This is a genomic window from Ruegeria sp. AL11 (assembly GCF_056540865.1).
Genome location: NZ_JBQFXO010000006.1, coordinates 53,122 through 77,884 on the forward strand (window position 1 = coordinate 53,122; position 24,763 = coordinate 77,884).

19 protein-coding genes are annotated in these 24,763 nt (G+C 54.8%); 4 read left to right on the plus strand and 15 right to left on the minus strand.

All coding sequences use genetic code 11. The annotated features are described in order from the left end of the window. Positions 1–39: 39 nt before the first annotated feature. Entirely contained in the window at positions 40–1,230 is a 1,191-nt protein-coding gene (locus ACR0IP_RS11125; RefSeq protein WP_480525534.1) for a HupE/UreJ family protein, read from the plus strand. Between the two features lie 310 nt (positions 1,231–1,540). Here the strand turns inward: ACR0IP_RS11125 and ACR0IP_RS11130 are convergent, their stop codons facing one another. From ACR0IP_RS11130 to ACR0IP_RS11140, 3 genes are read right to left on the minus strand one after another with little or no spacing between them, the layout of a single operon-like run. Beyond that, the gene (locus ACR0IP_RS11130) at positions 1,541–3,184 is read right to left on the minus strand and encodes a N,N-dimethylformamidase beta subunit family domain-containing protein (RefSeq protein WP_480525535.1); all 1,644 of its coding nucleotides are present in this window, start codon (positions 3,182–3,184) and stop codon (positions 1,541–1,543) included. 4 nt (positions 3,185–3,188) lie between these two features. Further along, the gene (locus ACR0IP_RS11135; protein ID WP_480525537.1) at positions 3,189–5,009 is read right to left on the minus strand and encodes a CoA transferase; all 1,821 of its coding nucleotides are present in this window, start codon (positions 5,007–5,009) and stop codon (positions 3,189–3,191) included. Continuing rightward, positions 4,933–5,667, minus strand: coding sequence for a CoA transferase (locus tag ACR0IP_RS11140; RefSeq protein WP_480525538.1), 735 nt, complete (start codon positions 5,665–5,667; stop codon positions 4,933–4,935). The genes ACR0IP_RS11135 and ACR0IP_RS11140 overlap by 77 nt, the downstream gene beginning before the upstream one ends. A gap of 286 nt (positions 5,668–5,953) precedes the next feature. Between ACR0IP_RS11140 and ACR0IP_RS11145 the strand changes: the two genes are divergently transcribed. Then, entirely contained in the window at positions 5,954–8,086 is a 2,133-nt protein-coding gene (locus ACR0IP_RS11145; RefSeq protein ID WP_480525540.1) for an adenylate/guanylate cyclase domain-containing protein, read from the plus strand. A gap of 138 nt (positions 8,087–8,224) precedes the next feature. Here the strand turns inward: ACR0IP_RS11145 and ACR0IP_RS11150 are convergent, their stop codons facing one another. From ACR0IP_RS11150 to ACR0IP_RS11200, 11 genes are all read right to left on the minus strand, one after another. After that, positions 8,225–9,151, minus strand: a complete 927-nt coding sequence (locus tag ACR0IP_RS11150; protein ID WP_480525542.1) for a DMT family transporter — start codon at positions 9,149–9,151, stop codon at positions 8,225–8,227. Between the two features lie 130 nt (positions 9,152–9,281). After that, positions 9,282–10,436: a Gfo/Idh/MocA family protein gene (locus tag ACR0IP_RS11155; protein ID WP_480525544.1), complete on the minus strand. Its 1,155-nt coding sequence runs from the start codon at positions 10,434–10,436 to the stop codon at positions 9,282–9,284. Then, positions 10,436–11,491 (minus strand): sugar phosphate isomerase/epimerase family protein, encoded by a 1,056-nt coding sequence (locus tag ACR0IP_RS11160; protein WP_480525546.1) that lies wholly within the window; start codon positions 11,489–11,491, stop codon positions 10,436–10,438. The genes ACR0IP_RS11155 and ACR0IP_RS11160 overlap by 1 nt, the downstream gene beginning before the upstream one ends. 27 nt (positions 11,492–11,518) lie before the next feature. Then, positions 11,519–12,577 (minus strand): LacI family DNA-binding transcriptional regulator, encoded by a 1,059-nt coding sequence (locus tag ACR0IP_RS11165; RefSeq protein ID WP_170552589.1) that lies wholly within the window; start codon positions 12,575–12,577, stop codon positions 11,519–11,521. 7 nt (positions 12,578–12,584) lie between these two features. Continuing rightward, positions 12,585–14,207, minus strand: coding sequence for a dihydroxyacetone kinase subunit DhaK (locus ACR0IP_RS11170; protein WP_480525549.1), 1,623 nt, complete (start codon positions 14,205–14,207; stop codon positions 12,585–12,587). Positions 14,208–14,218: 11 nt separating this feature from the next. Continuing rightward, a complete protein-coding gene (locus tag ACR0IP_RS11175) occupies positions 14,219–15,211 on the minus strand; it encodes an ABC transporter ATP-binding protein (protein WP_480525550.1) in 993 nt (330 codons plus the stop codon). Further along, a complete protein-coding gene (locus tag ACR0IP_RS11180; RefSeq protein ID WP_480525552.1) occupies positions 15,204–16,301 on the minus strand; it encodes an ABC transporter ATP-binding protein in 1,098 nt (365 codons plus the stop codon). The genes ACR0IP_RS11175 and ACR0IP_RS11180 overlap by 8 nt, the downstream gene beginning before the upstream one ends. Positions 16,302–16,303: 2 nt before the next feature. Further along, positions 16,304–16,492 carry a hypothetical protein gene (locus ACR0IP_RS11185; protein ID WP_155150119.1) on the minus strand — a complete coding sequence of 63 codons (189 nt, stop codon included), beginning with the start codon at positions 16,490–16,492 and terminating at the stop codon, positions 16,304–16,306. After that, positions 16,489–17,427: a carbohydrate ABC transporter permease gene (locus ACR0IP_RS11190; RefSeq protein ID WP_010442361.1), complete on the minus strand. Its 939-nt coding sequence runs from the start codon at positions 17,425–17,427 to the stop codon at positions 16,489–16,491. The genes ACR0IP_RS11185 and ACR0IP_RS11190 overlap by 4 nt, the downstream gene beginning before the upstream one ends. Beyond that, on the minus strand, positions 17,424–18,371 hold the full coding sequence (locus ACR0IP_RS11195) for a carbohydrate ABC transporter permease (protein ID WP_155150124.1): 948 nt from the start codon (positions 18,369–18,371) through the stop codon (positions 17,424–17,426). Before ACR0IP_RS11195 ends, ACR0IP_RS11190 begins: the two co-directional genes overlap by 4 nt. A 79-nt stretch (positions 18,372–18,450) precedes the next feature. Next, entirely contained in the window at positions 18,451–19,770 is a 1,320-nt protein-coding gene (locus tag ACR0IP_RS11200; RefSeq protein WP_170375848.1) for an ABC transporter substrate-binding protein, read from the minus strand. Positions 19,771–20,166: 396 nt separating this feature from the next. Between ACR0IP_RS11200 and ACR0IP_RS11205 the strand changes: the two genes are divergently transcribed. Beyond that, a complete protein-coding gene (locus tag ACR0IP_RS11205) occupies positions 20,167–20,946 on the plus strand; it encodes an MOSC domain-containing protein (protein ID WP_480525555.1) in 780 nt (259 codons plus the stop codon). 798 nt (positions 20,947–21,744) lie between these two features. Further along, positions 21,745–22,506 (plus strand): YbaY family lipoprotein, encoded by a 762-nt coding sequence (locus ACR0IP_RS11210; RefSeq protein WP_480525557.1) that lies wholly within the window; start codon positions 21,745–21,747, stop codon positions 22,504–22,506. 55 nt (positions 22,507–22,561) lie between these two features. Here ACR0IP_RS11210 and ACR0IP_RS11215 read toward each other — a convergent pair whose 3' ends face one another. Further along, entirely contained in the window at positions 22,562–24,523 is a 1,962-nt protein-coding gene (locus tag ACR0IP_RS11215) for an amidohydrolase (protein WP_480525558.1), read from the minus strand. Positions 24,524–24,763 lie beyond the last annotated feature (240 nt).

Sequence of the window (24,763 nt, forward strand, 5' to 3'; positions counted from 1 at the left end):
GTGCTTTTGTCACTGACGCTATCAGCCTCGGCGCATTTTTTGCTTAACCTCAACGTTCGAATTTCGCATGTCGAGCATTCCGAAGACGGTCTACGTATCTACATGCGCACGCCCATGCCTTATCTGGTTGCAGATAAGGTCGGTGATCAGAATGGTGACGCCTTGCCGGACGCTGCACCATTCACGACCAATGCCATGAGCGACGGCCAATTGGTCCACTTTGTCGACTTGCAGGCTGCCATGAGCGATCCTAATGGGCTGGGGCAATTCGCCGAAGGTGGACTACATCTGTTGGTCGACAATCGGCGCTTAAGAGGAACAGTTGAGACCGTTCGCTTGCATCGCGTCGGAAATGAGCCCGGATTCGCAACTTTAGCCGAGGCTCAACTGGCAGTAGACACCGAAACGGCCCTCACGCCACCGCTTTTTGTTGGTGACACAGTTGTCGATCTCCTCCTGTATTATGACACAATCGGCCCGGTGCAATCGTACAGCATTGCCAACGTGCTGGACCCCGGCTTGCCGGATCAGGACCAAACGGCCAACCTCATTCTCGACTACGCGTCAGACACACCTCAGATTTTTCGATCTCGGGGTCTGATGACTGAACCATTGGTGATTCAGAAGAAGGGGTATGGAGGATTCCTCAGTTTCGTCTGGGAAGGCATACGACATATCCTCGAAGGGTTGGATCATGTTTTGTTTGTTGTGTGTTTGGTCATTGGAGCGCAGACCCTCAGGGCGCTATTGCTGCGTGCAACCGGTTTTACCGTTGGTCATAGTGTAACGCTGTCGCTGGGGTTTTTCGGGTTTGTGCCATCGGGCGCGTGGTTTGTTCCTGCCGTCGAAACTGGGATCGCGCTTTCTATCATATTTGCAGCCGTCGCGGCGTTTATGAGTTTTAAGGACAATGCGCGCTCTGAAGTCACGATGGTGCTTCTGACAACGCTGATTGGCCTCTTGCACGGGCTTGGGTTTAGCTTTGTGTTGCACAAGATCTTGCAGGTCACATCTCCAAACATCTGGCAAAGCCTGCTTGCTTTCAATCTTGGCGTCGAGCTTGGCCAGGTCGCCATTATTCTTGCGCTCTGGCCTGCCTTGATAGTGTGTCGGCGCGTAAACTCCAGTTTGTGGATGTCCCTACGAGTGGGCCTAGCCGGTGGATGTGCGGCTATCGCCTGCTTTTGGACATTTCAGCGAGTTGCCGACGTTTATTCCACGCTGACTTAAGTTTATTGCAATGGTGCGTGCCGTGATGGTTGACTGAGAGAAATGCTGACATTCGGCTGTTCCGCAACGTTAGACAAATTGGGCAAGAAGCAGTTGGTCAGCCCGGTTTGTGCTTGGGCAACTTCTGGAAGACAGAGTTCAGCACGTTGGGCCAAGCCGATGAAATCGCCGGATCACCTCGATTTTCTCAACTTCTGCTTTCGGCGCTGGTTTAAATCTCGACCCGCTGCATCGCCGCGAGTCCGCTCAGAGCCCGTATTGACCGATGCTGTGGTTTGAACAGAGATCCGCTTCAAGTAAGACGCAGAAGTTACCCTGAGCGTTCCCTCGCTTTGCCAAACCTGTTCAAGACGTTGCGTGTGATCTGTTCGACTTGGTCGTCCTGCCGGATCAGGCCCGCGACCCATTCGCAGGTCGCAGCGGTGAATATCTCGCCCTTGCCACGCGGCCACGAGATGATCATTCCGTTGCCGCGTTTGCAGGCGTCCAAGGTTTCGGGCGTGACCTCTCCGAAGAGCACCTGCGCTTTGAACGCCGCATCCGCTGACCCGATGTAGAGCGTTTCACCCCAAATACCGTGATCGGCCTCGATATTGGTTGCAAGCCCCATTGCGAGGATGTTGATCTCCGGCACGGCACCATCCGTGCAGGTCGGAAAGGGCAACCCATCCTCGAAACGGTAGTCCAGCCCGTCAACCTCGTAGCCGAAAATCCGCGATCGCGCGCCCAGCACGTCGCCATAGCCAAGCCCGGCGCCGTCAAAGGCCCAATGATCGGACCGGTAAATCGTAAAGCCGCCCGAACCGCCGCCAACACAGTTGCCAAGTCCGGCATAGACGCCGCGCAGGGCATTTACACCGAAGGTCAACGCGCCGGGACGATTGACTGGGTTCACCTCGAACGCACCCGAGACAAGGTGCTCGTGATCAGTCTCCATCAAAGGGTCCTGATCTGCGATGTATTTGTAGCAAACCTGAGTGCGGCCTTCGTCCTCGATCCGGGTCTGCCACAAGAAATTCCCGGCAAACCGAGCGACATGACCTCCGGATTCGACATAGGCATCGACGGCGTCGCGCATATCCGCGCTCCAGTATTCATCGTGGCCAACGAAAACGGCACAGGCATAGCGGTTCAGAAGAGCAGGGTCGCGGTGCAGATCGTGCTGTGTGACCACGTCGAATGCATATCCCTCAGCCTCGGCCCAACGGGCGAAATGACGTTCGTAGCTTGCCCAGCCCGCCGAAGCGTATTTCTTGGAATAGCCATAGGCATAGGCCCACTCCATGTAGGGATAGCGTACCATCTCGCCGGGCTTGGTCGGCTGTTCCTGCAACGCACGCGGTGCGCCCTCGGGCAGTTTGCAGAACCCGCGTGTCCATGGCCTCTGTGTGGAGACGATGGGTGAAAATGCATCGTCATTCGGCCCTGTGATACCCTCATAGTGATTGGACCCGCCCCAGCAATTATAGGCTAGCCAGGTGCCCGTTGCACAAACCAGAACATAGGGCGGTGGCGCAGCATCTGGCGCGGTTCTGATTAGAATGACATGGTGTTCCTCAACCACATCATCGCCCTTCCGAGCGCGAAATTTGACCAGATAACCGCCGGGTGCCCAATCATCGGGGATGGTGAAGGCATAGGTCTCGGGCCAGCCGCAGCCCTTGACCGAGCAATCCCGGGGCGTTGGATGATGCGCCCCCGGAAGGCCGCTCTTGGTCAGTAGTGGCTCATAGAGCTGCCCGTCGCGGCCGATCTCAAGCTCCCATTCCGCTGCCGTAGTGGACACGTGCAGTGCAACGCGGTCCCCGGGGGGATAGCTCATTTCGGGGGTGTAGCCCCAGATTTCCAGAACCGCCTCGTCACGCGCCGGGCCGACATAGTAGTTGTCAAGGATATGGCGCGCCTTTGCACGTGTGCGCGGCGTGGTCGCTGGTCCGGGGTGGTCCTGTGTCATATGTCTACTCCGGCAAATACTTCTCTGACCAGCTTTCGGCAGCTGCGCTGCTTTCGATCATGTGCTCGATTTCCTCGTTCGTATAGCCTAGCCGTGCGAGGATTTCGCGCGTGTCCTGCCCGTATTTCGGAGCAGGTCCGGGGATCGTGATCGAGGCGTTCTCGGGCCGCACCGCATTGGGCGCGACAAGGTCGACCCACCTCCCCATCGGATGCTGATTATGGCGCACCGCGCGGAAAGTCGCCTTGGATATGTCGATCCAGCCGTCGCTTTCGAACTGCAGGCCTGCGTCGCGCGTGTCATGGAGGGAACCAAGAGGCGTGATACCCACCGAGCCGGCGGCAAAGACGCGCATCCAGTCTGTCACCGGTTTTTGCGCAAACCGCTCGGCAAGGGCGGCTTCCAACTCGGTGTCATCCTTTCCGACGAGATCGGACAGATCAGGCACCCGTTTAAGGGCCGCTTCCCGCTCTGTCGGGGCAGCAAAGAACATCCAGCCATCGGCGGCGGCATAACAGCGATAGAACGGCCCCCAACCTCGCACCTCGCGTCCTGAAGGCTCGTCGAACGCTTGGCGCCCTTCGAAATCATACATAAATTGCGCCTGTATCATTTCACCTGCAGCGGCCAGTGAGGCGCGGGCAACACCACCTTTGCTGGTAACCCTTAACCGTTCCAGCGCCGCTCCGAGAGCCACGCAGGCACAATGCCCGGTCAGCGCGTCGATCGTACCGAAATGAGCGTGCTCCTCGGGTGTCTTAGGGCCACCACCAAAGCGGGTCATCACACCTGTCGCGGCTTGCGCGAGGTCGTCATAGCCAAGGTGATCCGATTTCGGCCCCCGACGCGGTCCGCCCCACGCATCAAGCTGCACCAGAATGAGACGCGGGTTGATTTCCTTCAGTCGCGCTTCGCTCAGGCCCAGTGCATCACGTTGTTGATCGGTGCCGTTCATGGTTATCACATCGGCCCGCGCCACCATTCGCCAGAGCGCCTCTTGCCCCTGTTCCGAGTGCAGATCGAGCAACACGCTTTTCTTGCCTCGCTGCGCATGCAGCCCGAACACCACCGCATTCCATGGATCCACCGAAGGCCGTACAGGCTGTACCAGTGTGACCTGCGCCCCGAACCGCACCAGTGTAGACCCGATGGTCGGCCCAGCAATAACGTTGGTCAGATCCAGCACCTTCAGCCCGTCAAGCCAGAGGCCTTTGCCGTCGCCGCCCACGGGCATTCGCGGCGTCTCTGCAAGAACACCGCTCAGCGCATCGCGAAAGTCGTCCCGCTCTGGCCCAGCGGTCTTGTCCATCACGTCCGGATCATCTGCCAACCAAGCGACGTTGCCCATCTGCCGCATCCGCCCGTGGCGGGGATCGTCAAGCGCGACCACCAACCCCGAGGTCAACGCGTGGGGGTCGGCCAGCCATTCGGCCGTACTGCGTTGCGCTGTAGCCGGAGCCTTGGCCGCTCCGAACAGCGCTTCCCATTCATGCGCGGGACGGGTCAGGAAGGCTGCTTTCATCGCATCAGCCAGTCGCCTGCGATCACCTACCCCCACCGGATAGCTTCGCAAAGCCCATTCCGCGGGCCAATCCGCCTGATCGACATAGACATCAAAATCCGGCAATTCCTTCAACAGATCGCCAAGACCGAGAACCTCCAGCACTCTTTGGGGATGGTTCACGATCGAGCAGGATACGATGTAAAACCCTCGTCCATCGGCACAGGTATAGGTGCGGTAGAACGGATCAAGAAATTCGTAGAGCTCGGCAAAGCTCAGGTTGTTGGGCAGGCCTTCGCGCGCGCCGCTCCAACTCCAACTCACGCGGAGATTTGTAGCGCTCGGGGTAGCCCTCGATCTGTTCGCAATTGTAAACCAGCCCCTCCAGCAGGGCAGACGCAAGCGGCACTTCGATGTGGTCGCCTCCCATCCGGGGCCGCGCGGCCAACGCAAATAGGACCGACATCGCGCCGAATGCGGCACCATAGGCCGAGGCCAACCCCAGCGGGGTAAAGGAAGGGTTGATCCCCATCAGCCGACGATTCAACCCCATGTCGGTAAATTGCCCAGTGCGCGCCGCGATCACCGCCTCCCAGGCTGCCAATCCGGCGAGTTCGGGATCGGTCGACGCAAATCCGGGAAGCGAAAGCGAGACGATGTCGGCGTTCACCTGCCTGAGCGCCTCCGGCCCAAGCCCCAGCCGCTCCATCACGCCGGGACGGAAGTTCTCGATCACCACGTCAGCGCGGCGAACCAGATCTAGCGCTGTATCGCGCCCGTCGGCTGTCTTGAGATCAAGCGTCAGCGTACGCTTGCCGCGCGATAACATGTCGAAAGCTGGGTCCTTCCACTTAGGACCACTTGGCGGATCGATACGGATCACCTCGGCCCCGAGATCGGCCAGCATCATCCCGACCAACGGCCCAGCCAGAAAATGCCCAAAATCAAGGACACGAACGTGGGAAAGCGGGCGGTTCTGCATGGTTACTAGATCCTGTTCCGACGGTTTACCCCTACAAATCAATGAAATTGTCTGGGCATGTTTCATATTCATTCTGCCAAAAATGAGATCAATTCTGCCAATGCATCCCATCCACGTCTCTGTTTTCCTGTGCAATGCCTTTTCCAATATGGTGCTTGCATGCCTGCTTGAACGGTTGCGGGTGGTGCGCGATCAAACCGGTGTAGGTAACAAAGTGCTCAAGATACTCATTTGTGAGGCAACGAGCGACTGGACTTTTATTGTTACTCTTTGACTAATTGCCGGTATGAAAGTACGTCTCCATATCGGCGTTGCGACGTTATTCACGTTACTCACGTTAGCCGTAACAACCATGCTTGTTGCCATTCTTTATTTTGGCAACAAAGAGCTCGCCATTCGTACTGCGAAAGAGCGGATGGCCGAGGCCAGAAGTCAGTCAGTCGATGAGATGCTAACCGTGATACGCGGAGCGGGAAGTGTCGTATCTTCTGCATCTGTCTTTCTTTCTAAATTCACGGACTATGCTGGCTCAAGTGCAGGTTTGGACGTGCTCTATTCGCAGATGCAAGGCAATGAGCACTACTATGGCTTGTATTTTGGCGAGGAAGAATCCGGAGACTTTTTTCAGAATATTAACCTCCCAAAGCACTGGAAAACATTTGGAACGAGCGCCTTGCCTGTGCCGGAAGGAGTAGATCGCGTTCAACGGATAATTTCCGAGCAATTTGGCGAGCGCGTCGAGACTTACTTTTGGTCGGATGGCCGTTCGCTGGCCACACCATTTCTTAGTGGAACCACTGTCTACGATCCTCGAACACGTCCTTGGTATCGCGGGGCGTTGGAGCAAAGCGGCGTTTACGTTTCGCCGCTTTATCAATTCGAGAGCACTGGGCGTCTAGGTGCAACGTTCTCAAAAACCGTGGTTGACGACGAAGGTAAATTGCTTGGCGTTGTTGCGCTCGACATCACAATATCGGCACTTTCGCAAATCCTAGATGATATCAGGATTGGCGATCATGGTTTGGTTTTCATGCTAGATCGCGAAGGTCGCCTGCTTTCCTACACCAGCACGCGGTCCGAAGGTGGAGAGCCGCGCTTCGTGAGTACAAATACGAACGAGTCAATTGAAGGTAGTAGTCGAATTATTGACAGTGTCATCGAAAAATGGCGAACCAGTCAGCAGGATTTTCTCCGCTTAGCTCCAGCATCCGATGAAAGAAACTATATCGCATCTGTGATGCCAATCCCTGAAGTCTTCGGTGCCCAACCCACGCTCGGGCTCATAGTGCCAGAAGATGAGTTTATCGGAGAAATAAAAGGAAACACCACTCGCGCCATGCAAATCGGCGTACTTGCTTTGGTTCTGGCTGTCTCATTTACCTTTGTCGTCGCCCGTCTGTTGAGCAAAAATCTCGTGCGCGTTGCAACGGAAGCGAGAAAAGTCAGTAACTTTGAAATAAGTGAGAACTTGAACCTGAAATCAAATATTCAGGAAGTCGCCGAACTCGGAGCAGCCATTGCGAGTATGAAAGCTGGATTGTCGAGTTTCGGTGCGTTCGTACCGAAGGAGCTGGTGCGCTCTATCCTTTCAAAAGCAGAGAGAATTAGCGTTGGCGGAGAGTCGCGCGACGTGACGCTCATGTTCGCCGACCTCAAAGGCTTCACGCGACAAACCGAGGGGCTTGAACCCGAAGTACTGATGCCTGCCTTGTCCGAGTATTTCGAAGCAATGGAAAAAGAGATATCCGGCAATCAGGGTACCGTGGATAAGTACATCGGCGATGCCATTATGGCTCTGTGGAATGCTCCGCTCGATGATACTGATCACCCTGTTCATGCTTGCCGAGCAGCTTTGGCGTGTTTGCAGGCTGAGGCGAAACTCAATTCTGATAACGAAGCGTTACCACTACGTCCGTTGCATACACGTTTCGGCCTGCACACCGGTCGCGTAGTGGTCGGCAACGTCGGGTCTCTTTCTAGGTTGCAATACACTGCACTCGGCGCTGCCGTTAATTTTGCTTCCAGACTGGAAGGGTTGAACAAAGTTTACGGCACAAGAATTCTCGTATCGTCAGATGTGGCCGTTCATGTCGAGAGCAAGTTTGTGCTGCGCGAAATTGACTTTGTCGTGCCTGCCGGGACTAGTTTTCCTAGTCGCATCTTTGAACTGGTAGCGGAAAAAGATGATGAGAGTGGTATTTTGGTGAGCGCAGCCAAAAAACGCGAACTCGAAGAATGGCGTGCATGCTATGACTTGTATCAGTCTGGAAAATGGACTGAAGCATCAGACGCCTTAAAGAGGCATCGAGAAATCGCAGCTAACAAGCTTCTTGTAGATGTCTTTATCGAACGCTGCGGCAGTTTTGCGTTTGAAGCTCCGGCCGATTGGGATGGCGTTTACCGTTTCGAGAAGAAATAAATGAGAAGCATCGTAAACTCTCGCCCCGATGGACCAGAGACCAGTCATTCACTCACAATCAAACCGGACCAGTCAAATCAGGCCAACCGAAAATGGGCATTGTATTAATGCCGGCGTATGTCGCCTTCGAACCCAATCCTACCGCCTCGGCGATTTTGCGAGCACGGTAGATACGGTGCGCGTCTTTCTACTTCTTGTGATCGCGATTGCGCCCAGCACTAAGGCACATGCAAAAGCTTGAGGAAAAGAGATGGCTTCGCCAAAAGCAAGATATCCCACGGCAAACATTGTGGGCAATTCGATGCTTCCGACGACCGCAGTTTGGGAAGCCCCAATAACAGGTGAGCATATCGTGTAAATAAGCTGGGGCACGAAAGCAGTAACCAGTCCAATACCAACAATGAAAAGCCAATCGGACTGTTCCCTTGGGAGAAGCTCTCCAACCTCAGCACCAAGTATAAGCGGCCCGAGGCCCAGTACAGACCCCAGAGAAACTGACGCGATACGTGCCAACGGCGCAATCCGTGACAACCTGTGTACCAGGACGCAAATTCCGAAGCCAAACCCAAATGGGGCGGCAAGGGATAGCAGCAGCGTTGGTAGGTATTCCGCAGCCACTGACGCAGGCGAGCCAGCAATGACAGCTGCCACCACAATCAGACCAGCGGCCAACATGGCGTGTCGCGTGGGTGCATCGCCAAATACAGCCCAAGCAATAACTAAGGTGAACACCGGATAGGTCATGTAAAGCACACCCACAGTCGATGCGGGCAACTTCTCCAGCGCCGCTACATATCCGATCCAACCAAGCCCCATTACGGCTCCGGCGGAAAGACCCCAAGTGATCTCTCGCCATGCTTTTCGGTGCACGATGAGAACCGGAAGCAGAAGAAGAGCCGCAATAATGTAGCGGTAGAATGCGACCGCATAGGGTGCAACGCCCTGTTCGGTCAGGCTGCGGCTGAAATAGGGAACCAGGCCGAAACAGATTGAAGCAAAAAGAACACCAATAACCGCAAATGCGTAAGGGATTGGTGATCGATTTCTCACGGATGTCGTTACCATAATCTGGAGCTTCAGCGACGTTCGTGCTTTGTTGCTCCGGAGAGTTCATCGATAGGTTTCTCGTGCTTCGGTTTTTGGTAGATACCCATGCTGCCTACCAAGATGTATGCCCTACGCCCACAACCAGGATTTAAGTTAAGCTGACCCAAGCCGCATTCCTTGAAGAGCTTTGCACGCATGCGGCTACAAACTTAACACCATTGAGCCCGTCATGAACCGTTGGATAGACTACGGACGCTTCAGGTGAAATCCCATTCCGGAAAGCTTGGATCGCCTCAGCAGCCTCTCCATAGATATTGGCGAAACCTTCAAGATATCCCTCGGGATGGCCCGGAGGGACTCTGCTCAACCGATTGGCAGCATCACCAGCTCCAGCTCCATTTCGAGTGATCAGACGCTTGGGTTCGTTGTATGGCATGAACCAAAGGTAATTGGGATCTTCCTGGGCCCACTCCAACCCACCTTTTTCGCCGTAGACCCGCAACCGAAGTGCGTTTTCATTTCCGGGAGCCACCTGAGAAGACCACAGCATTCCACGCGCGCCGCCCTCGAAGCGAAGCAAGACGTGGGCGTTGTCATCGACTTTGCGCCCCGGCACAAAGGCCTGCAAGTCCGCCGCTAGGCTTTCCGCCTTAAGCCCGGTTACAAAGCAAGCGAGGTTGTAGGCATGGGTTCCGATGTCACCAGTTGATCCACCTGCGCCCGAACGTTCGGGATCGGTTCGCCACTCAGCCTGTTTGAAATCCTGCTGCTCGGTCAGCCAGTCCTGCGGGTATTCAACCTGAACCACGCGGATCGTGCCGATATCGCCATTGGCAACGATTTCCCGCGCCTGCCGAACCATCGGGTAGCCCGTGTAATTGTGGGTCAGAATGAACAGCGCATTCGCGCTTTCCGCCGCCTTCACCAGCTTTTTTGCATCCGCAAGGGTCGAAGTGAGTGGCTTATCACAAATGACATGAATACCGCGTTTCAGGAACTCACGTGCGGCAGCATAGTGGACGTGATTTGGTGTGACGATTGAGACCGCCTCGATCCCGGATTTCAGCCGGGCTTCGCGGATCGCCATTTGCTTGAAGTCTTCATAGACCCGTGCGAGGCCCAGTGCTCGACCACTTTCAATGGATTTCTCTGGCGTCGAAGACAAAGCACCGGCAACCAGCTCGAACTTGTCGTCCAATCGCGCGGCGATGCGATGAACGCCGCCGATGAAGGCGTCGTTTCCGCCGCCAACCATGCCAAGGCGAATACGTCCTGACGTTTCTTCACTGCGTCCTGTAACCATCACTCAATCCCCAGCATTCTACGATTGGCGGCTTCGTCAGCGCCACCGTCTGCGAAATCATCAAAGGCTTTCTCGGTTACACGGATGATGTGATCGGACACGAATTGAGCACCCTCGCGCGCACCATCCTCGGGGTGTTTGAGGCAGCATTCCCATTCGACAACAGCCCAACCATCAAAGTCATTCGCGGCCATTTTTGAAAATACAGCCCCGAAATCCACTTGGCCATCACCAAGCGACCGGAACCGCCCGGCCCGATCAACCCAGCTTTGATATCCGGAATAAACACCCTGCCGCCCGGTCGGGTTGAACTCGGCATCTTTAACATGGAACATCCTGATCCGATCTTTGTAGATGTCGATATTGTCCAGATAGTCGAGACATTGCAGCACGTAGTGTGACGGGTCGTATAGCATGCAGGCCCGTGGGTGATTTCCCGTCCGTTCCAGAAACATCTCGTAGGTCACACCATCGTGGAGGTCCTCTCCGGGGTGGATTTCATAGCAAACATCGACACCGCAGTCTTCGGCGTGATTCAAGATGGGCACCCACCGGCGCGCCAGCTCATCAAACGCGGTTTCAATCAAGCCGGCAGGGCGTTGCGGCCAAGGATAGACATAGGGCCATGCTAGCGCGCCAGAGAATGTTGCATGTGCGGAAATACCCAGGTTTTTTGACGCTGACAGTGCCTTTTTGACCTGGTCTACCGCCCATTCTTGCCGGGCTTTCGGGTTCCCGCGAACGCTTTCGGAAGCAAAACCATCAAATGCACTGTCATAGGCCGGGTGAACGGCCACAAGCTGGCCTTGAAGATGCGTTGAAAGTTCGGTGACTTCGACGCCATTCTCCGTAGCTTTGCCTTTGAAGTCATCGCAATAGCCGGTGCTGGACGCGGCCTGTTCAAGGTCGAACAACCGGCCGTCCCAACTGGGGACCTGAACGCCTTTGTATCCACAATCAGCCGCCCATTTGGTGATCGCGTCCCACGAATTGAACGGTGCTTCGTCCCCCGCAAATTGCGCAAGAAACAAAGCTGGACCTTTGATCGTCTTCATAAAATTTCCTCCCCAAAACCTAAGCCTCTACGGCGGTAAATTATCCTTCAGATAGATGTCGATACGGATACGTTCCTGCGCTTTGTTGAATGGAACCTTGTCCTTAGTAGCGCGCAATAGACGGACGGCAGAACGAACAATATGCCCGGTGTCTTGCGAGATTAAGGCGTCAAATGTGCCAAGCCTAAGCGCCTCACGACTGAGCGGCGTAAGCTCATGCGCTATGATCACCAGATCCTTGCTGAACCTGTTCTCTGAAAGAAATTGTATCAGGCCCGCATTGCCCGCCGCTGACGAGTATATTCCGACCAGATCTGGATAGGTTTCAAAGATCTCCGGCATCATCTTGTAAATCAGATCCGGGTCATCCCGGCCCTCAACCGACGCCACGACTTGGAGGTGCGGAAATTCCTCGGCCACGACAATGTCAAAGCCTTGGCGACGTTCGAGGTGGTCACGCGCCAAACGAGAGCCTGTAAGAACCAAGACCTTGCCGTCGCGATGGACAAACCGCCCCATCAGCTGAGCGGCGGTTCGTCCTGCCGAAACGTTATCGATTCCCACAAAGTGGTCTCGCTCGGAACTGGGCAAGTCAGATACCAAGGCAACCACCGGAACGCCTTTGTCCCTGAGCCTTTTGACAGCATCGCGGACAGAAGGCGTTTCGGGCCCAAAAACGGCAACCCCATCAACATCCAAACTGTCGACAGCATCCAAAATGTTGACGATATCTTGCGGCTCGAACGGAGCGACCTTCTTTATCGCAATGCGGGTCCGCTCGATAAATTGGTCACGGGATTGTTCTGCGATCTGACTGCTGATTGCCTCCACAAACTCGTTGTCCGTGTCCGGCAGAACAAAGAGGAAGTTGTAAACTCGGTTTCGCGCAAGGTTGGCCGCGGCCGTATCGCGCACATAGCCCAGCTCATCAATTGCCTTTTGTACTTTCTGTACGGTTACGGCACGCACGCCGGGGCGTCTGTTCAAGACCCGGTCTACAGTCGCGAGACTGACACCCGCGACGCGCGCGAGGTCGTTGACGGTTGGCTTTTTCACCAATTCTAGTTTTTGTTTTTGGTCTTCCACGTGTTCTTCAGCCCTCAATCTCCCGCGCCAAGCCTTCAAATAACAAAGCAACAGCCTCAGCACCGGGATCGTTATGTCCAACTAGGTTTTCTTCGGGAACATAGGCTGCCCGGCCTGCCTTCGCACGACGAATATTTGCGGTGTTGTTCGCGCCTTCGCGGGCAGCCTCGGCCGCATGCGTAAGACCAGATGGCAGTGCGGCAAGTGCCGGTGCCAAGGCGTCAATCATTGTCCTGTCACCGACCTTGGCACCCCCGACCTGGCTGACACGGTTCAGGCCCTCGACAAGGGATTTAGGCACGGAGGCTCCGCTTGCACAGGCATCCCCGGCTGCGTTGAAAAAGATCGCAAGAATCACACCGGACGACCCACCCATTGTCTGGCTCAGTTCGTTGCCCAACGCCGGAAACAGCTGTGTCAGATCAGCCAGCGGCATCCGGTCGAGGCTACCCTGTAACGCCCGAGCGGCGGTCGCCAATGTGCTTCCTGTATCACCATCCCCGGATTTTGCGTCCAGCTCGTTCAGTGTTTTCTCGGCGTTGATGAGGAGGTCGGACAACCGGGTGATCGTTTCCTTTGTTGCGGGATTGTTCGAAGGAATTGGATCGATTGGGGTCAGGCCATCAGGCAATGGTGCTACTTTGATCGGGTCGATGGAATTGACCCCGGGCCATGCGGCTAGATCAACGGGTGCTTCAAGCGCTGACAAATCGTCTTGGCCTACGGGCAGAATGGAAACCGAAAACCCGTGCATATCCAGCGACGTCATCATGGGTGCCGGGCCAATGATATGGTGGGCGATACCAGTTTCGGACAACGCATGCGTGAGGACAGCCATTTCTAGCGGAGTTGTCGAGCCCAGGTTGTTGACCAACGCCACGCGATCCCCAGACCCAACCCTTTGCTTCAGCTTCTCCACGACTGTGGACATAGCCGAAACAGCATTTGAGAACTCGACTTGCTGTACGCCGGGCTCACCATGGATACCCAAGCCAAGCTCTGCCTTCCCCGGCGCGATCCTGTCTTCTTTCGGAGATCCCGGAACGGTACAGGTGTCCAGGCTCATACCGATGCTGACAACCTTCGCTATGGTGTTTCTTGCGGCGGCAGTGACGGTGTCTAGGTCAGCACCGCTTTCAGCAAGCGCTCCGGCGATTTTGTGAACGAACAACGTACCCGCCACGCCACGTGGTTGCGGAAGGTCGGGCAAGGCGATGTCATCGTCGACGACAACCATCTCGACCTTGCGACCCAAAGCGCGGGCGCGTTCCGCCGCCAGTCCAAAATTCAGCCGATCACCGGTGTAATTCTTGACAATTAGCAAGCATCCAGCCTCACCCGTGACCGCAAGAATGCCGGCCAAAACCGCCTCCACCGAGGGTGAGGCGAACACTTCGCCGCAGACCGCGGCTGTCAACATACCGGCGCCAACGAAACCGGCATGGGCGGGTTCGTGACCAGATCCTCCTCCGGACACCAAGGCGACCTTCGACTTATCCCAATCCGACCGGTAGACAACCTTGATATGCGGATAGCCGTCCAGCCGGGTAAGCTGACCGCCAGAGGAAGCCAGAAGGCCGTCTATCGCCTCTGTCACCAGGGTTTCTTTTGTGTTGAGGAACTGGGCCATGCTTTTGCTCCTTAATTCACGCGCGCGCCGGACGCGTCAAAATACAACGGGTTTTGGGGGCGGATTTTTATAATCTTTCCAGATGGGTAGTCCTGATGGACATCAATCAGGGTCACAACCGGGTGACCATTCAGGTCCAGGTGCAGCCGTGTTTGATCTCCCAGATGCTCGGCGCGTATCACACGCGCCTCGCTACCTTCGCCTTCAATGATGTTTTCCGGGCGCAGGCCGATCTGCGGGCCTTTGTGATCGCCTCCGAACAACTCGGACGGTAGGATGTTGATCCGCGGCAGACCCAACCGGCTGGCAACGTAAACACTGCCCGGGTTTTCATAGATATCCCGGGGTGTTCCGTACTGAACCAATCGGCCGTTTTCCAAAACGCCGATATGCGTCGCCATTGTCATGGCTTCGACCTGATCGTGGGTCACGTAGAGCACGGTTGACCCCAGATCGGCCTGAATCCTCTTCAACTCGACCCGCAGATCCGCCCGAAGCTTGGCGTCCAAAGAGCTGAGCGGTTCGTCCATTAGGAAGATCTGCGGATCGCGCACCAGCGCCCGTCCGATCGACACACGCTGCATTTCGCCGCCTGACAGTTCAGTGGCTTTGTTGTCCAGCTTGTGCGGGATCTGGAGGATTTCTGAGATTTCGTTGACCTTCCTTGCGATCTCATCCTCTGGCGTCTTCAGGATCGGCGACCGCAGAGGGAAAGACAGGTTTTCCCGCACTGTCATATGCGGGTACAGCGAGTATTGCTGGAAGACCATCGCTACATCGCGCTGGGCAGGTGTATCTATTCCAACGTCACGCCCGGCAATGCGCACCGTTCCTGAATCCAGTTTCTCAAGCCCGGAAATCAATCTCAGAGTCGTTGTTTTTCCCGCACCTGTCGGGCCCAACAACACCACAAAGGCCCCGTTGGGGATCGTCATTGAGATATCATCTACCGCTTTGACGTTGCCGAATGACTTCGAGATGTTCTCCAACACGACTTCAGCCATTGCTTAGTACCTCGTCGTTCAGAGCGGACCTCAACGCGCGCCCAGTAGACTTTTCAAATAGGGTTACCGCGGGGGAGCGGAACTCCAATCCCACTGTCTCGCCGGGATTAACGGTCTCGCGGGCATCAATCCGGGCTTTCAGCTCTCCGTTCGGGCTTTGCAGCGTCACGATCTGGGTGGTTCCCAGATATTCTGCCGCCAGGACCTTGGCCCGGTAAGCGCTGTCGTCTGACAGAAAAACATGCTCGGGGCGTACGCCGAAAACCAAGTCACCTTCCGCCCCTTCCATCAGTTTGGGCACGGCTTCGTCATGGCCATTCAGTCGAACCATTTCCGAGCCAGGCACGACCTTTCCTTGAAACGGCAGGAAGTTCATCGAAGGAGACCCGATAAAGTCCGCAACGAACATTGTGGCTGGTTTGTCGTAGATTTCCTGAGGTGTGCCGAACTGCTCAATCACAGCGTTGTTCATCACAACGATCTTGTCGCCCATTTGCATGGCTTCCAACTGATCGTGTGTGACATAAACAGTGGTTGCGCCCATGCGATCATGAAGCGCGCGGAGTTCTTCGGCCATATGCTCACGAAACTCGGCATCCAAGGCACCAAGAGGTTCGTCCATCATGAACGCCTTGGGTTCGCGAACAATCGCGCGGCCCAGCGCCACGCGCTGCCTGTCGCCGCCCGACAACCCACCTACCGGGCTATCGAGGATGTCGTTGATCCCCAGAATGCTTGCGACTTCCTCGACTTTGGCCTTTACGGCGGCGCGGGGCATACCCTGCGATATCAGGGGGTAGCTGATATTCTTTCGCACGTTCATATGCGGGTACAGCGCGAACATCTGGAACACGAAGGCAATGTCCCGCTCTGACGGCGGGCGCTGGCTGATCTCTTCGCCGTCCAGATAAATCTCACCCGACGTTGGAAGCTCCAACCCTGCGATCATACGCAGGGTCGTGGTTTTTCCGCATCCGGACGGGCCCAGCAGCATGAAGAACTCGCCGTCCTCAATCGTGAACGAACTTTCGCGGACAGCCGTGAAATCGCCGAACATCTTCTTTACGTTTTTGACTACGATCTGGGCCATTTCTACTCCGGGAAATGGCTGACGATGATGAACATGACGGTTCCGATCAGCGTGACGATGAAAGAGTAGGTGAAGGCCCAAAGGACAAAGGGTTGCATCAGCATGAAGACACCCAGTGCAATAAGGATGGTTGCGACCATCTCCCATGGGCCGCGGCGGAGCCGTAGTAATCCGGTAAGAAACTCGCTCATTTGCGTACGGCTCCGAATGTGATCCCACGCAGCAAATGTTTGCGCATCAGGATGGTGAAAATCATGACGGGGATCAGGAAGATCGTGGCACCTGCGGCAACAGCGGGCCAGTCCAGGCCGCCAATACCGATAATGGTCGGAATGAACGGAGGTGCAGTCTGCGCATTCGCGGATGTCAGCAGCACGGCAAACGCGTATTCATTCCAGGCGAAGATCAGGCAGAAGATCGCAGTTGACGCGATGCCGGTCGCGGCTTGAGGCAGCACCACTTTGTAGAAGGCCTGAAACCTCGTGTAGCCATCTATGAGGGCGGCTTCTTCGTACTCTCTGGGGATTTCGTCGATGAACCCTTTCAGCAACCAAACCGCCAGGGAGATATTCACGCCCGTATAGAGCAGGATCATCCCGAGATGCGTGTCGCTTAAACCGAGGTTTCTGAACATCAGGAAGATAGGGATAGCAACCGCGACCGGGGGCATCATCCTCGTACTCAGGATGAAGAATAGAAGGTCATCCTTAAGCGGGACCTTGAACCTGCTGAAGGCATAGGCGGCCAGCGTACCAAGGAAGATACTCAGGAAGGTTGAGCCAAATCCGATGATAACCGAATTCATAAAACGCTCGCCGAACTTGGACGGGCCGACAATCACCATGTCGTACTGGCGGACGATCTCATCGGCCCAGTTCTGTGGTGGGTTCGCTTCCAGAAATTCCTGCGTCTGCCGTGTGCGCGTGGTGAAAAGGTTGACGTAGCCTTCAAGCGTTGGGTCAAAGACCACTTTGGGCGGGTAGCTGATCGCGTCGGCCGGGGATTTGAAGCCAGTCAGCAAAATCCAGACCAGCGGGATCATCGTGATCAGCGCATAAGTGATGACCAGAAAGCCTGCGATCCACTTGGACCGGTTCGAAGGTTCAGTGACGGAAAAACTGCTCATCTCTGTTTCACCTTGTTCAGGGCTTTGACGTAGATCGACGCAAGGCCGAACACGGTGACGAAAAGGATGATCGCATAGGCCGAGGCATAGCCCGTACGCCATTTTTCAAAGGCTTCGCGTTTCAGGTTGATCGAAGTGAGTTCCGTAACCGACCCCGGTCCACCGCCGGTCAGTTGAACCACCAGGTCGAACATCTTGAAGTTCTCGATCCCTCGAAACAACACAGCGAGCATTAGGAACGGCAGCACCATCGGGATGGTGATCGTAAAGAACTGCCGCAGCTTGCTGGCCCTGTCGATCTCAGCCGCCTCGTATATATAGTCGGGAATGCTGCGCAGACCGGCCAGGCAGATCAGCATCACGAAGGGGGTCCACATCCAGGTGTCGACAATCACGATCGCCCATGGTGCCAACGTTACGGACCCCAGCATTTCAAAGCTCGATGGGTCCTTGCCGGTAAACCAGGACACGATGTAATTGAACAGGCCGATCTGAGGTTGATACAGGAACTTCCAGAAGTTACCGACAACCGCCGGAGACAGCATCATCGGCAGCACGATAATCGTGGTCCAAAGATCGTTGCCCTTGAATTTCTTGTTGATCAGCCACGCCAGAGCAAACCCGATCAGAACCTGGAAAAAGATCGTCCAGAATAGGAAGTGCGCCGTTGCCTGCATGTTCAGCCAGGTGTCCGAGTCCGTCAGGATACGCTCGTAATTCCTGAGCCCGACATCTTTGACTTCACGCCCGATCCGATTGGCCTTGTAGTTGGTAAAGCTCAGTTGGATGGTCCAAATCAACGGAAAGATGTTGATCGCCAGCAATAGAAAAATCGTTGGGGAGATGAATATCCAGGCGATCGCGCGGTCGGATAATCCTCGGATTTTTCGCGCAACTCGCTCGGGCGTTGCCTGCGCAACGCGATCTACGGTCCTGTCAGACATCTCTTTGCCAGTTCTTGTTGGTTTAGGACTCACGGGTGAAGGTGGAGCGGGATTGCACCCGCTCCGGCCTGTGTCCGGATTACAGCTTGCCTTCGTCTTCGAAGACTTCCGTCCAATCTTCGATCAGAAGATCCAACGCTTCCTGAGCTGTACCTTGGTCAGCAACCACGTAGTCGTGGATGCGTTTCTGCATTGCCAGCAGAAGTTCCGCGTAAGCAGGCTCTTGCCAGAAATCCTGCACACCGCCCATTGCTTCCAGGAAGTCTCCGGCAAACGGTTGACTGTCCACGAAACCGGGATCTTCCAGCACCGAGTTGTGCGCCGAGTAGCCGCCTAGCTCCCACCATTTGGCCTGCACTTCTGGCTGCGCGAACCACTTGATGTACTCAAGTGCAGCGTCCTGCTTGTCGGAGTAGCTGACAACAGAGATACCTTGTCCGCCCAGCGTCGAACCTGCCTGATTTTGAGGTGGGTTTACGAAGAAGTCGATCTTGTCACCACCCGTATTTGGGTCGGCGTAGAGACCTGGGAAGAACGCAAACCAGTTCATAGCCATGGCGACCTGACCGGACTTAAAGGCGTCCAAGCTCTCACCCATGTAAGAGTTGGTATATCCCGGAGGCGTCGCCGTTTCGTAGAACTCCTTGTAGAATTCCAGAGCTTCAACCGCTTCGGGTGAGTTTACCGCGCCTTCCATGTCATATGAGCCCGGGGTGTTTTCGTATTTGAAGCCCCAAGGATACAGCGCTCCGGTCACACCCATGGTGATCCCTTCCGAGCCGCGCTCGGTAAAGATTGCTGCCCCATAGACGGTCTTGCCATCGATCTCACGACCCTGGAAGAACTGTGCGATCTGCAACAACTCTTTCTGAGACTGAGGCTCACGCAGGTCCTGACCCGTCGCCTCTTTGTATGCGGCTTGAATGTCGGGGTTTTCAAACCAGTCCTTGCGATAGAACCAGCCGTTTGCATCGCCCATCGCAGGCAGCGCGTAGTAGTTTGGTGTGCCCTTAGGCCATGTCGAGTACGCGTAGACAGTGGCCGGCGCGAAATCGTCCATGCTGATGCCTTCAGCATCGAAGAACTCGTTCAGCTGGACATAGTGACCATTCTCAGCGCCACCACCGATCCATTGGCTGTCACCAATCAGCAGGTCGCAAAGCTTACCCCCCGAGTTCAGCTCGTTCAGCATCCGGTCCGCGAAATTCGGCCAGGGAACAAACTCGAAGTTCATCGTATGGCCGGATTCTGCTTCGAATTCTTTCGATAGCTCAACAAGCGCGTTGGCCGGGTCCCATGCAGCCCAACAAAGCGTTAGATCTTCAGCATTTGCCTTGGTAGAAAGAGTAGTAGCGGCAAGGACTATTGCGCTGGCCGAGGCCAGTTTTGTGTAAGTCATCCATTCCTCCCTTTTTGCGCCGTCAATCGAGGATGTGCGAATCGCGGCATACTTCCAAGGCTATTTGAGGTACGCACCTCAAGTCCAGAATTTTTTGAGGTTCGTACCTCAAATAGTCAAAGAAGGTTGTCGACATCGCTTTTTAGTTATTGATTTTATTTAATTTACTCATTTGCGTTGATGCGCATGTATTTTTGACAGTTAGGATTTTTGAGGCCCTGTTGACCAAAAATGGTACAGACCGCAATCGCGGCAATGATGTGTCCAGCAGGTTAAGCGAACACGCTTTTGAGGCACTCACAGATTATTTGGTCGATACCTTGGAGAATTGGAGATAGCGTCAAACAGCACGGACCACGCAGGATCGTGTAAACTCGTTTGGTCAGGTGCAGACGTATGAACATGCTCTCTATCGTCAGATTGAACCGGTACCCAATTAAAGGTTTGAGTGCCGAGCCCATGCAAACCGTAAAGCTGCGAGCAGGAGAGGGGATTCCTGGTGATCGCTTGTTCGGATTCGCGCGCTACAACTCCGGTTTCGATGCGCAGAACCCTCAGCCACTGCCGAAAGATCGCTTTGTTGTTCTGTTGAATGAGGCTGCACTGGCAGGTGTTAAGACGAATTTTGATACTGAGACCCAAACTCTAAAGATCAAAGCAAGCGGCAAAACACACAGCTTTAATATGCAAGCACCAGAAGATCGGATGAATGCGGCAAGTTTCCTGTCTTCAGAGATCGATTTAAAAGATCCCGAACCGCCAAATTTCGTTTCGTCTGCTCCTCATCGGTTTACAGATGTGTCTGTCGTCTCATCTAAAATGATGAATGCGATATCCGTTTTAAATCTGGCGTCTGTGGAGAAATTGGGTGAACAACTGAACGCGGAAATCCACCCAGCACGCTTCCGGGCGAATATTGAGATAGAAGGCTTACCCCCGTTTTCTGAGCTGGACGCAGTTGGATCAGTTCTTAGATTCGGCGATGTCGAGTTAAAGATACTCTCACGTACGAAAAGGTGTGCAGCCACCGAGGTGAACCCGGATACGACCGAGCGGGACTTGAAGATACCCTATCTAATTCGGAAGTTGATGGGTCATATGGACATGGGTGTCTATGTTGAGGTGGCTAAACGCGGCAAGCTGAGCGTGGGCCAAACAGGGCAAGTGTTAAATTGAACACTACTTCCCCAACCAAAGTGGCAGTCCCAGGCGATTTGTCCCGCGTTCTCTCAAATGATTTGTGCCTACTCTTTCACCAGCCGTTTTCTTGCTCGCCCAGCGTAGTGCAGGCAACTCCCGCGAAAAACAATGCTCCAGTTGAAGCATGTTACTGACCGAACCTAATAAATTAGCCTACATCGTAGCTTGCGAGTCTTTTTGACCTCTTCTTAGGCTTGGGAGGGAAGATGGGCCTATGCGCGCTGACTACGCGATGGAAAGTCTTTGTGTCGTCAATGGGAAAGTTGTTGCGACCGAGATACCTCAGTCAGTGCAAAATTAACGACCTAGCGGTCACCGAAAGGGAAATCTATGTGTCGCCCCGCATAGTTGCTCAACTTCACACGAACCTGACCCAACCGTTGTAGTTGGACCAGAAGAGCGATGAACCCTCGGCATCAGATGGCGCCCTAAGTCAATTTTTTGAATGAAGTTGGATCTAGAGCTGCAGATAGTTTTCTGAAGCTCGAGTTCAGTCTCATATTCTTAGTAATCAGCAAGTCGTCATTTGCGGCCCTTAAGGGACTTATTCATCAAAAGATCGCTTTGTTTTGCACCTGTTCAGAGACCTTTTTGGTTGGGTGTCACTTGGCGAGTCATCCAATGGTTGTAGTGGCGTGCCATTCGAGATCCCGTCTGGGGATTAGTAAAATGCGCACGGAGCGAGCACGAGGGCATATATCCAAGAGACTGTCCTTGCGTTTCTAGGATCAGTGCAGTCTGTTGGTTTCTGAACATTTGGGGAGTAAATTCTCAATGCTTAGACCCGTCCTGATTTCGGTATTTTCAGCTGCCCTACTCTCCATCGCTTCGTCTGGAGTCGCCGAGACAATGCATGTGAAGACCACTGTAACTTACCGGGAACGGATCGCGCTGCCGCCTGACGCCGTTTTGGAAGTCGAACTTCTTGACACTTCGCGTGCAGATGCACCTTCGGTTCGGCTGTCTTCCCAGAGGTTCAAACTCATTGCTGTCCCCAGAACGGTTGAAATTGCCTACGACACAGATCTCATCGATGAGCGCCATACCTACACAGTGGCTGCCAGGATCATTTCAAACGATCACGTGATGTTTCGTTCAACGACCGCGACACCTGTGCTGACCCGTGGCGCACCAGATTCTGCTGAACTCGTTTTAGAGATGATGCCAAGGAGAACGGGCGGCAACATTGCTGACGAATCGATCTACGATACGGCTTGGGAAGTTTACGAGATCGCAGGGCGTATGCTCATTGCTGAGAACCCTCCTTCCTTGACAATTGATCAAGACGGCCAGTTTGGCCTGTACGGAGGGTGTAACAGGTTTACAGGAACACTCGACGCAGCCAATGGTAAGTTCAGCATGCCGGACAACTTCGCAGGAACGAAGATGGCGTGCCCTGAGGATCGGGAAAAGCTTGAGGCAGACACGAACAATGCCTTGTCGGCGGCAGTAGGCTACGTGACAAACGGAAACAACCTGGCGCTCAACAACGCAGCGGGTGTCACGGTTCTGCGTCTGCGCAAAATGCCAGGATAAGCACTGCGCCTTTCGAAGCGAGATGGGGCAATCATCCGACTTGTTCTAGCGACAATCAACGCGAACCATAGGCCGAAATTCCGAGTGGATCATAGACATTAGACTGCGTCGTTTGCGAGTGATCGTGGTAGTGGGCTTTACTGCGTGCGTGGCGTAGTGACGCCATCAGTACACGTTCGGGATTATTGATGAGCTGGCTTGCATCAGCTTCGTCACTGTCTTCACCCGCTGCGGGAGGAGCGGGCTGAAGACGGCCTTCAAGCACAGTGCCCCACACTTTGATATCGGCCAGCGTCAAAGGATCCACAGTTAGCGGATTTTCCTCGAGGATTGTGAAGTTGGCCAGTTTGCCAGGCTCGATGGAACCGATCTCATCCTCCAATTGCAGGGAATAGGCTGCGCCGATGGTGATACCTTCCAAAGCGTCTTCTGCACTGATGCGTTGGTCCGGACCAACGACGCGACCGCTCGCGGAAATTCGATTGACAGCAGCCCACATGTATTTCAACGGTTCCGCAGGAGCCATCGGCATGTCCGAGTGCATCGAAAAGGGGATGCCTGCTCGAATGGCGTCTCCTAAAGGCACCATGCGCTCTGTGCGCTCGCTACCGACGCTGCCTTCGGCATAGCGATCTGCGAGCGTCGGCGTATAAACGGAATTGCCGCTGACAATCGCGCCAAGACGTTTAATGCGTGCGATCTGATCAGGTTGAGCGTAGCCAAAGTGTACAACGACGGTGCGATGGTCATATCTCGGATTGCGCTGCATGGCAGCTTCGAGGGCATCCAGAAGAATGTCCAGACCGCCGTCTCCCAGATTGTGAACATGGACCTGAAAGCCTGCGTCCCAATAAAGGTCGAACACCTGCTTGAAGAAATCGGGCGTCATAATCCATTCACCTTCATGCCCGTCCAGGTAGCCATCGCGCATGATCATCAATTCACTGAAGATCGCTCCATCCAACAGCAGCTTGACCTGCTTAGGTAGGAATTGGGTTCGGCCTTCGCTCCACGCCAGCATGGCTTCGGTTTCGGTTAGTACTTTTTCGGGGCCCTCGGTGTTCAGAAACAAACCGCCAAGCGTCCGACCGTCCGGAATAAAGTAAAAATTGAAAGGTGTGTCGTCTGGCCCGAACGCTTTTGCTACGAGCGCTTGGGCGTTCTGATCCACAGGGCCAGCTGGCTCTGCAAGGGTCGTGATCCCGCTGCGGTGATAATAGTCCTCTGTGAACTCCAGCGCCTCCATGACCCTGTCGATAGACGCATAGACCGGAGCAAACTTCTCAAAGAACACATGCTCCCAGAATGCAGCTTCAAGGAAGAGGCCTTTTTCAAGATTGGCTTGAGACCGGGCCAGTTCGCTTGACCAGCTGGCAATGTATTCTTCGGTGATTTCCAGTTGTTCGAGGGCCACGGAGTTGAAGTACATCTCGTGGGTAGAGCGCTGCCATACAGCCAGCGGAATGTCGGGGGCCAGTTCGTCCAAAATCGTACGGCTCATGCCCCCGTGCCATGACGCGTGATACCCCCAGACCATCAACGGCCGCCCGCTGCTTGGATCATATGTGTTGATGACCTCGGACAGGCGTGCGCGAAACTCCTCCTCGCTATTGGCAAGAGGCGCAAATCCGGCCGGCGATTGCCAGTCCTCGATGGAAATGATGGCATCCGACATCATCGCAAGCGCGCCCAGAAGCGGGTGTAAATGCTGTTCAATGAACCCAGGCACAATGACCTTGTCTTCAAAACTGCGGTCAATTGCATAGCTACCTTCGGGCAGCCGACCCTCGATACCCTCTAGGGTTCCGACGTCGACAATTCGACCGTTTCTAACTGCCACGGCCTCAGCCAACGGGGCGTCCGGATTCATGGTAAGAACTTCTCCACCGACGTAGACAGTTGTGCCGGGAAACTCAGGAAAACGGTCGAAGGCGTCTTGCAAAGAAGGAGACTGCGCAGCGCCGTGAAGCGGCATGAGTGCGAAAGCGAGTATGGTTAGAGACTTAGAGAAACTCATTGATGCCTCCGAATAGGATTGCGGACATTAATAAATTGCTTCGATCAGAGCAGGTTGGTCTGCGATGTGTCAACCTAAGCCGTCAGTCTCAAAACACCGACTGAGCGACATAAATTTGAAAGCCACTTTCGCGGCCCGCTGTGGTTTCGTGGCAGACATTCGCCGAAATTCACAGAATGACTGCAATGCGAACAAAGTGGATATTTCACCAGGTAAGTGAGAGCGGCAGCAATTCTCGAA

Excerpts from the sequence above, each read along its gene's own strand:
- ACR0IP_RS11215 (WP_480525558.1), bottom strand. The coding sequence starts at position 24,523 with ATGAGTTTCTCTAAGTCTCTAACCATACTCGCTTTCGCACTCATGCCG.
- ACR0IP_RS11210 (WP_480525557.1), top strand. The coding sequence starts at position 21,745 with ATGCTTAGACCCGTCCTGATTTCGGTATTTTCAGCTGCCCTACTCTCC.
- ACR0IP_RS11185 (WP_155150119.1), bottom strand. The coding sequence starts at position 16,492 with ATGAGCGAGTTTCTTACCGGATTACTACGGCTCCGCCGCGGCCCATGG.
- ACR0IP_RS11180 (WP_480525552.1), bottom strand. The coding sequence starts at position 16,301 with ATGGCCCAGATCGTAGTCAAAAACGTAAAGAAGATGTTCGGCGATTTC.
- ACR0IP_RS11175 (WP_480525550.1), bottom strand. The coding sequence starts at position 15,211 with ATGGCTGAAGTCGTGTTGGAGAACATCTCGAAGTCATTCGGCAACGTC.
- ACR0IP_RS11190 (WP_010442361.1), bottom strand. The coding sequence starts at position 17,427 with ATGAGCAGTTTTTCCGTCACTGAACCTTCGAACCGGTCCAAGTGGATC.
- ACR0IP_RS11130 (WP_480525535.1), bottom strand. The coding sequence starts at position 3,184 with ATGACACAGGACCACCCCGGACCAGCGACCACGCCGCGCACACGTGCA.
- ACR0IP_RS11155 (WP_480525544.1), bottom strand. The coding sequence starts at position 10,436 with ATGGTTACAGGACGCAGTGAAGAAACGTCAGGACGTATTCGCCTTGGC.
- ACR0IP_RS11145 (WP_480525540.1), top strand. The coding sequence starts at position 5,954 with ATGAAAGTACGTCTCCATATCGGCGTTGCGACGTTATTCACGTTACTC.
- ACR0IP_RS11205 (WP_480525555.1), top strand. The coding sequence starts at position 20,167 with ATGAACATGCTCTCTATCGTCAGATTGAACCGGTACCCAATTAAAGGT.
- ACR0IP_RS11150 (WP_480525542.1), bottom strand. The coding sequence starts at position 9,151 with ATGGTAACGACATCCGTGAGAAATCGATCACCAATCCCTTACGCATTT.
- ACR0IP_RS11140 (WP_480525538.1), bottom strand. The coding sequence starts at position 5,667 with ATGCAGAACCGCCCGCTTTCCCACGTTCGTGTCCTTGATTTTGGGCAT.
- ACR0IP_RS11160 (WP_480525546.1), bottom strand. The coding sequence starts at position 11,491 with ATGAAGACGATCAAAGGTCCAGCTTTGTTTCTTGCGCAATTTGCGGGG.
- ACR0IP_RS11200 (WP_170375848.1), bottom strand. The coding sequence starts at position 19,770 with ATGACTTACACAAAACTGGCCTCGGCCAGCGCAATAGTCCTTGCCGCT.
- ACR0IP_RS11170 (WP_480525549.1), bottom strand. The coding sequence starts at position 14,207 with ATGGCCCAGTTCCTCAACACAAAAGAAACCCTGGTGACAGAGGCGATA.
- ACR0IP_RS11195 (WP_155150124.1), bottom strand. The coding sequence starts at position 18,371 with ATGTCTGACAGGACCGTAGATCGCGTTGCGCAGGCAACGCCCGAGCGA.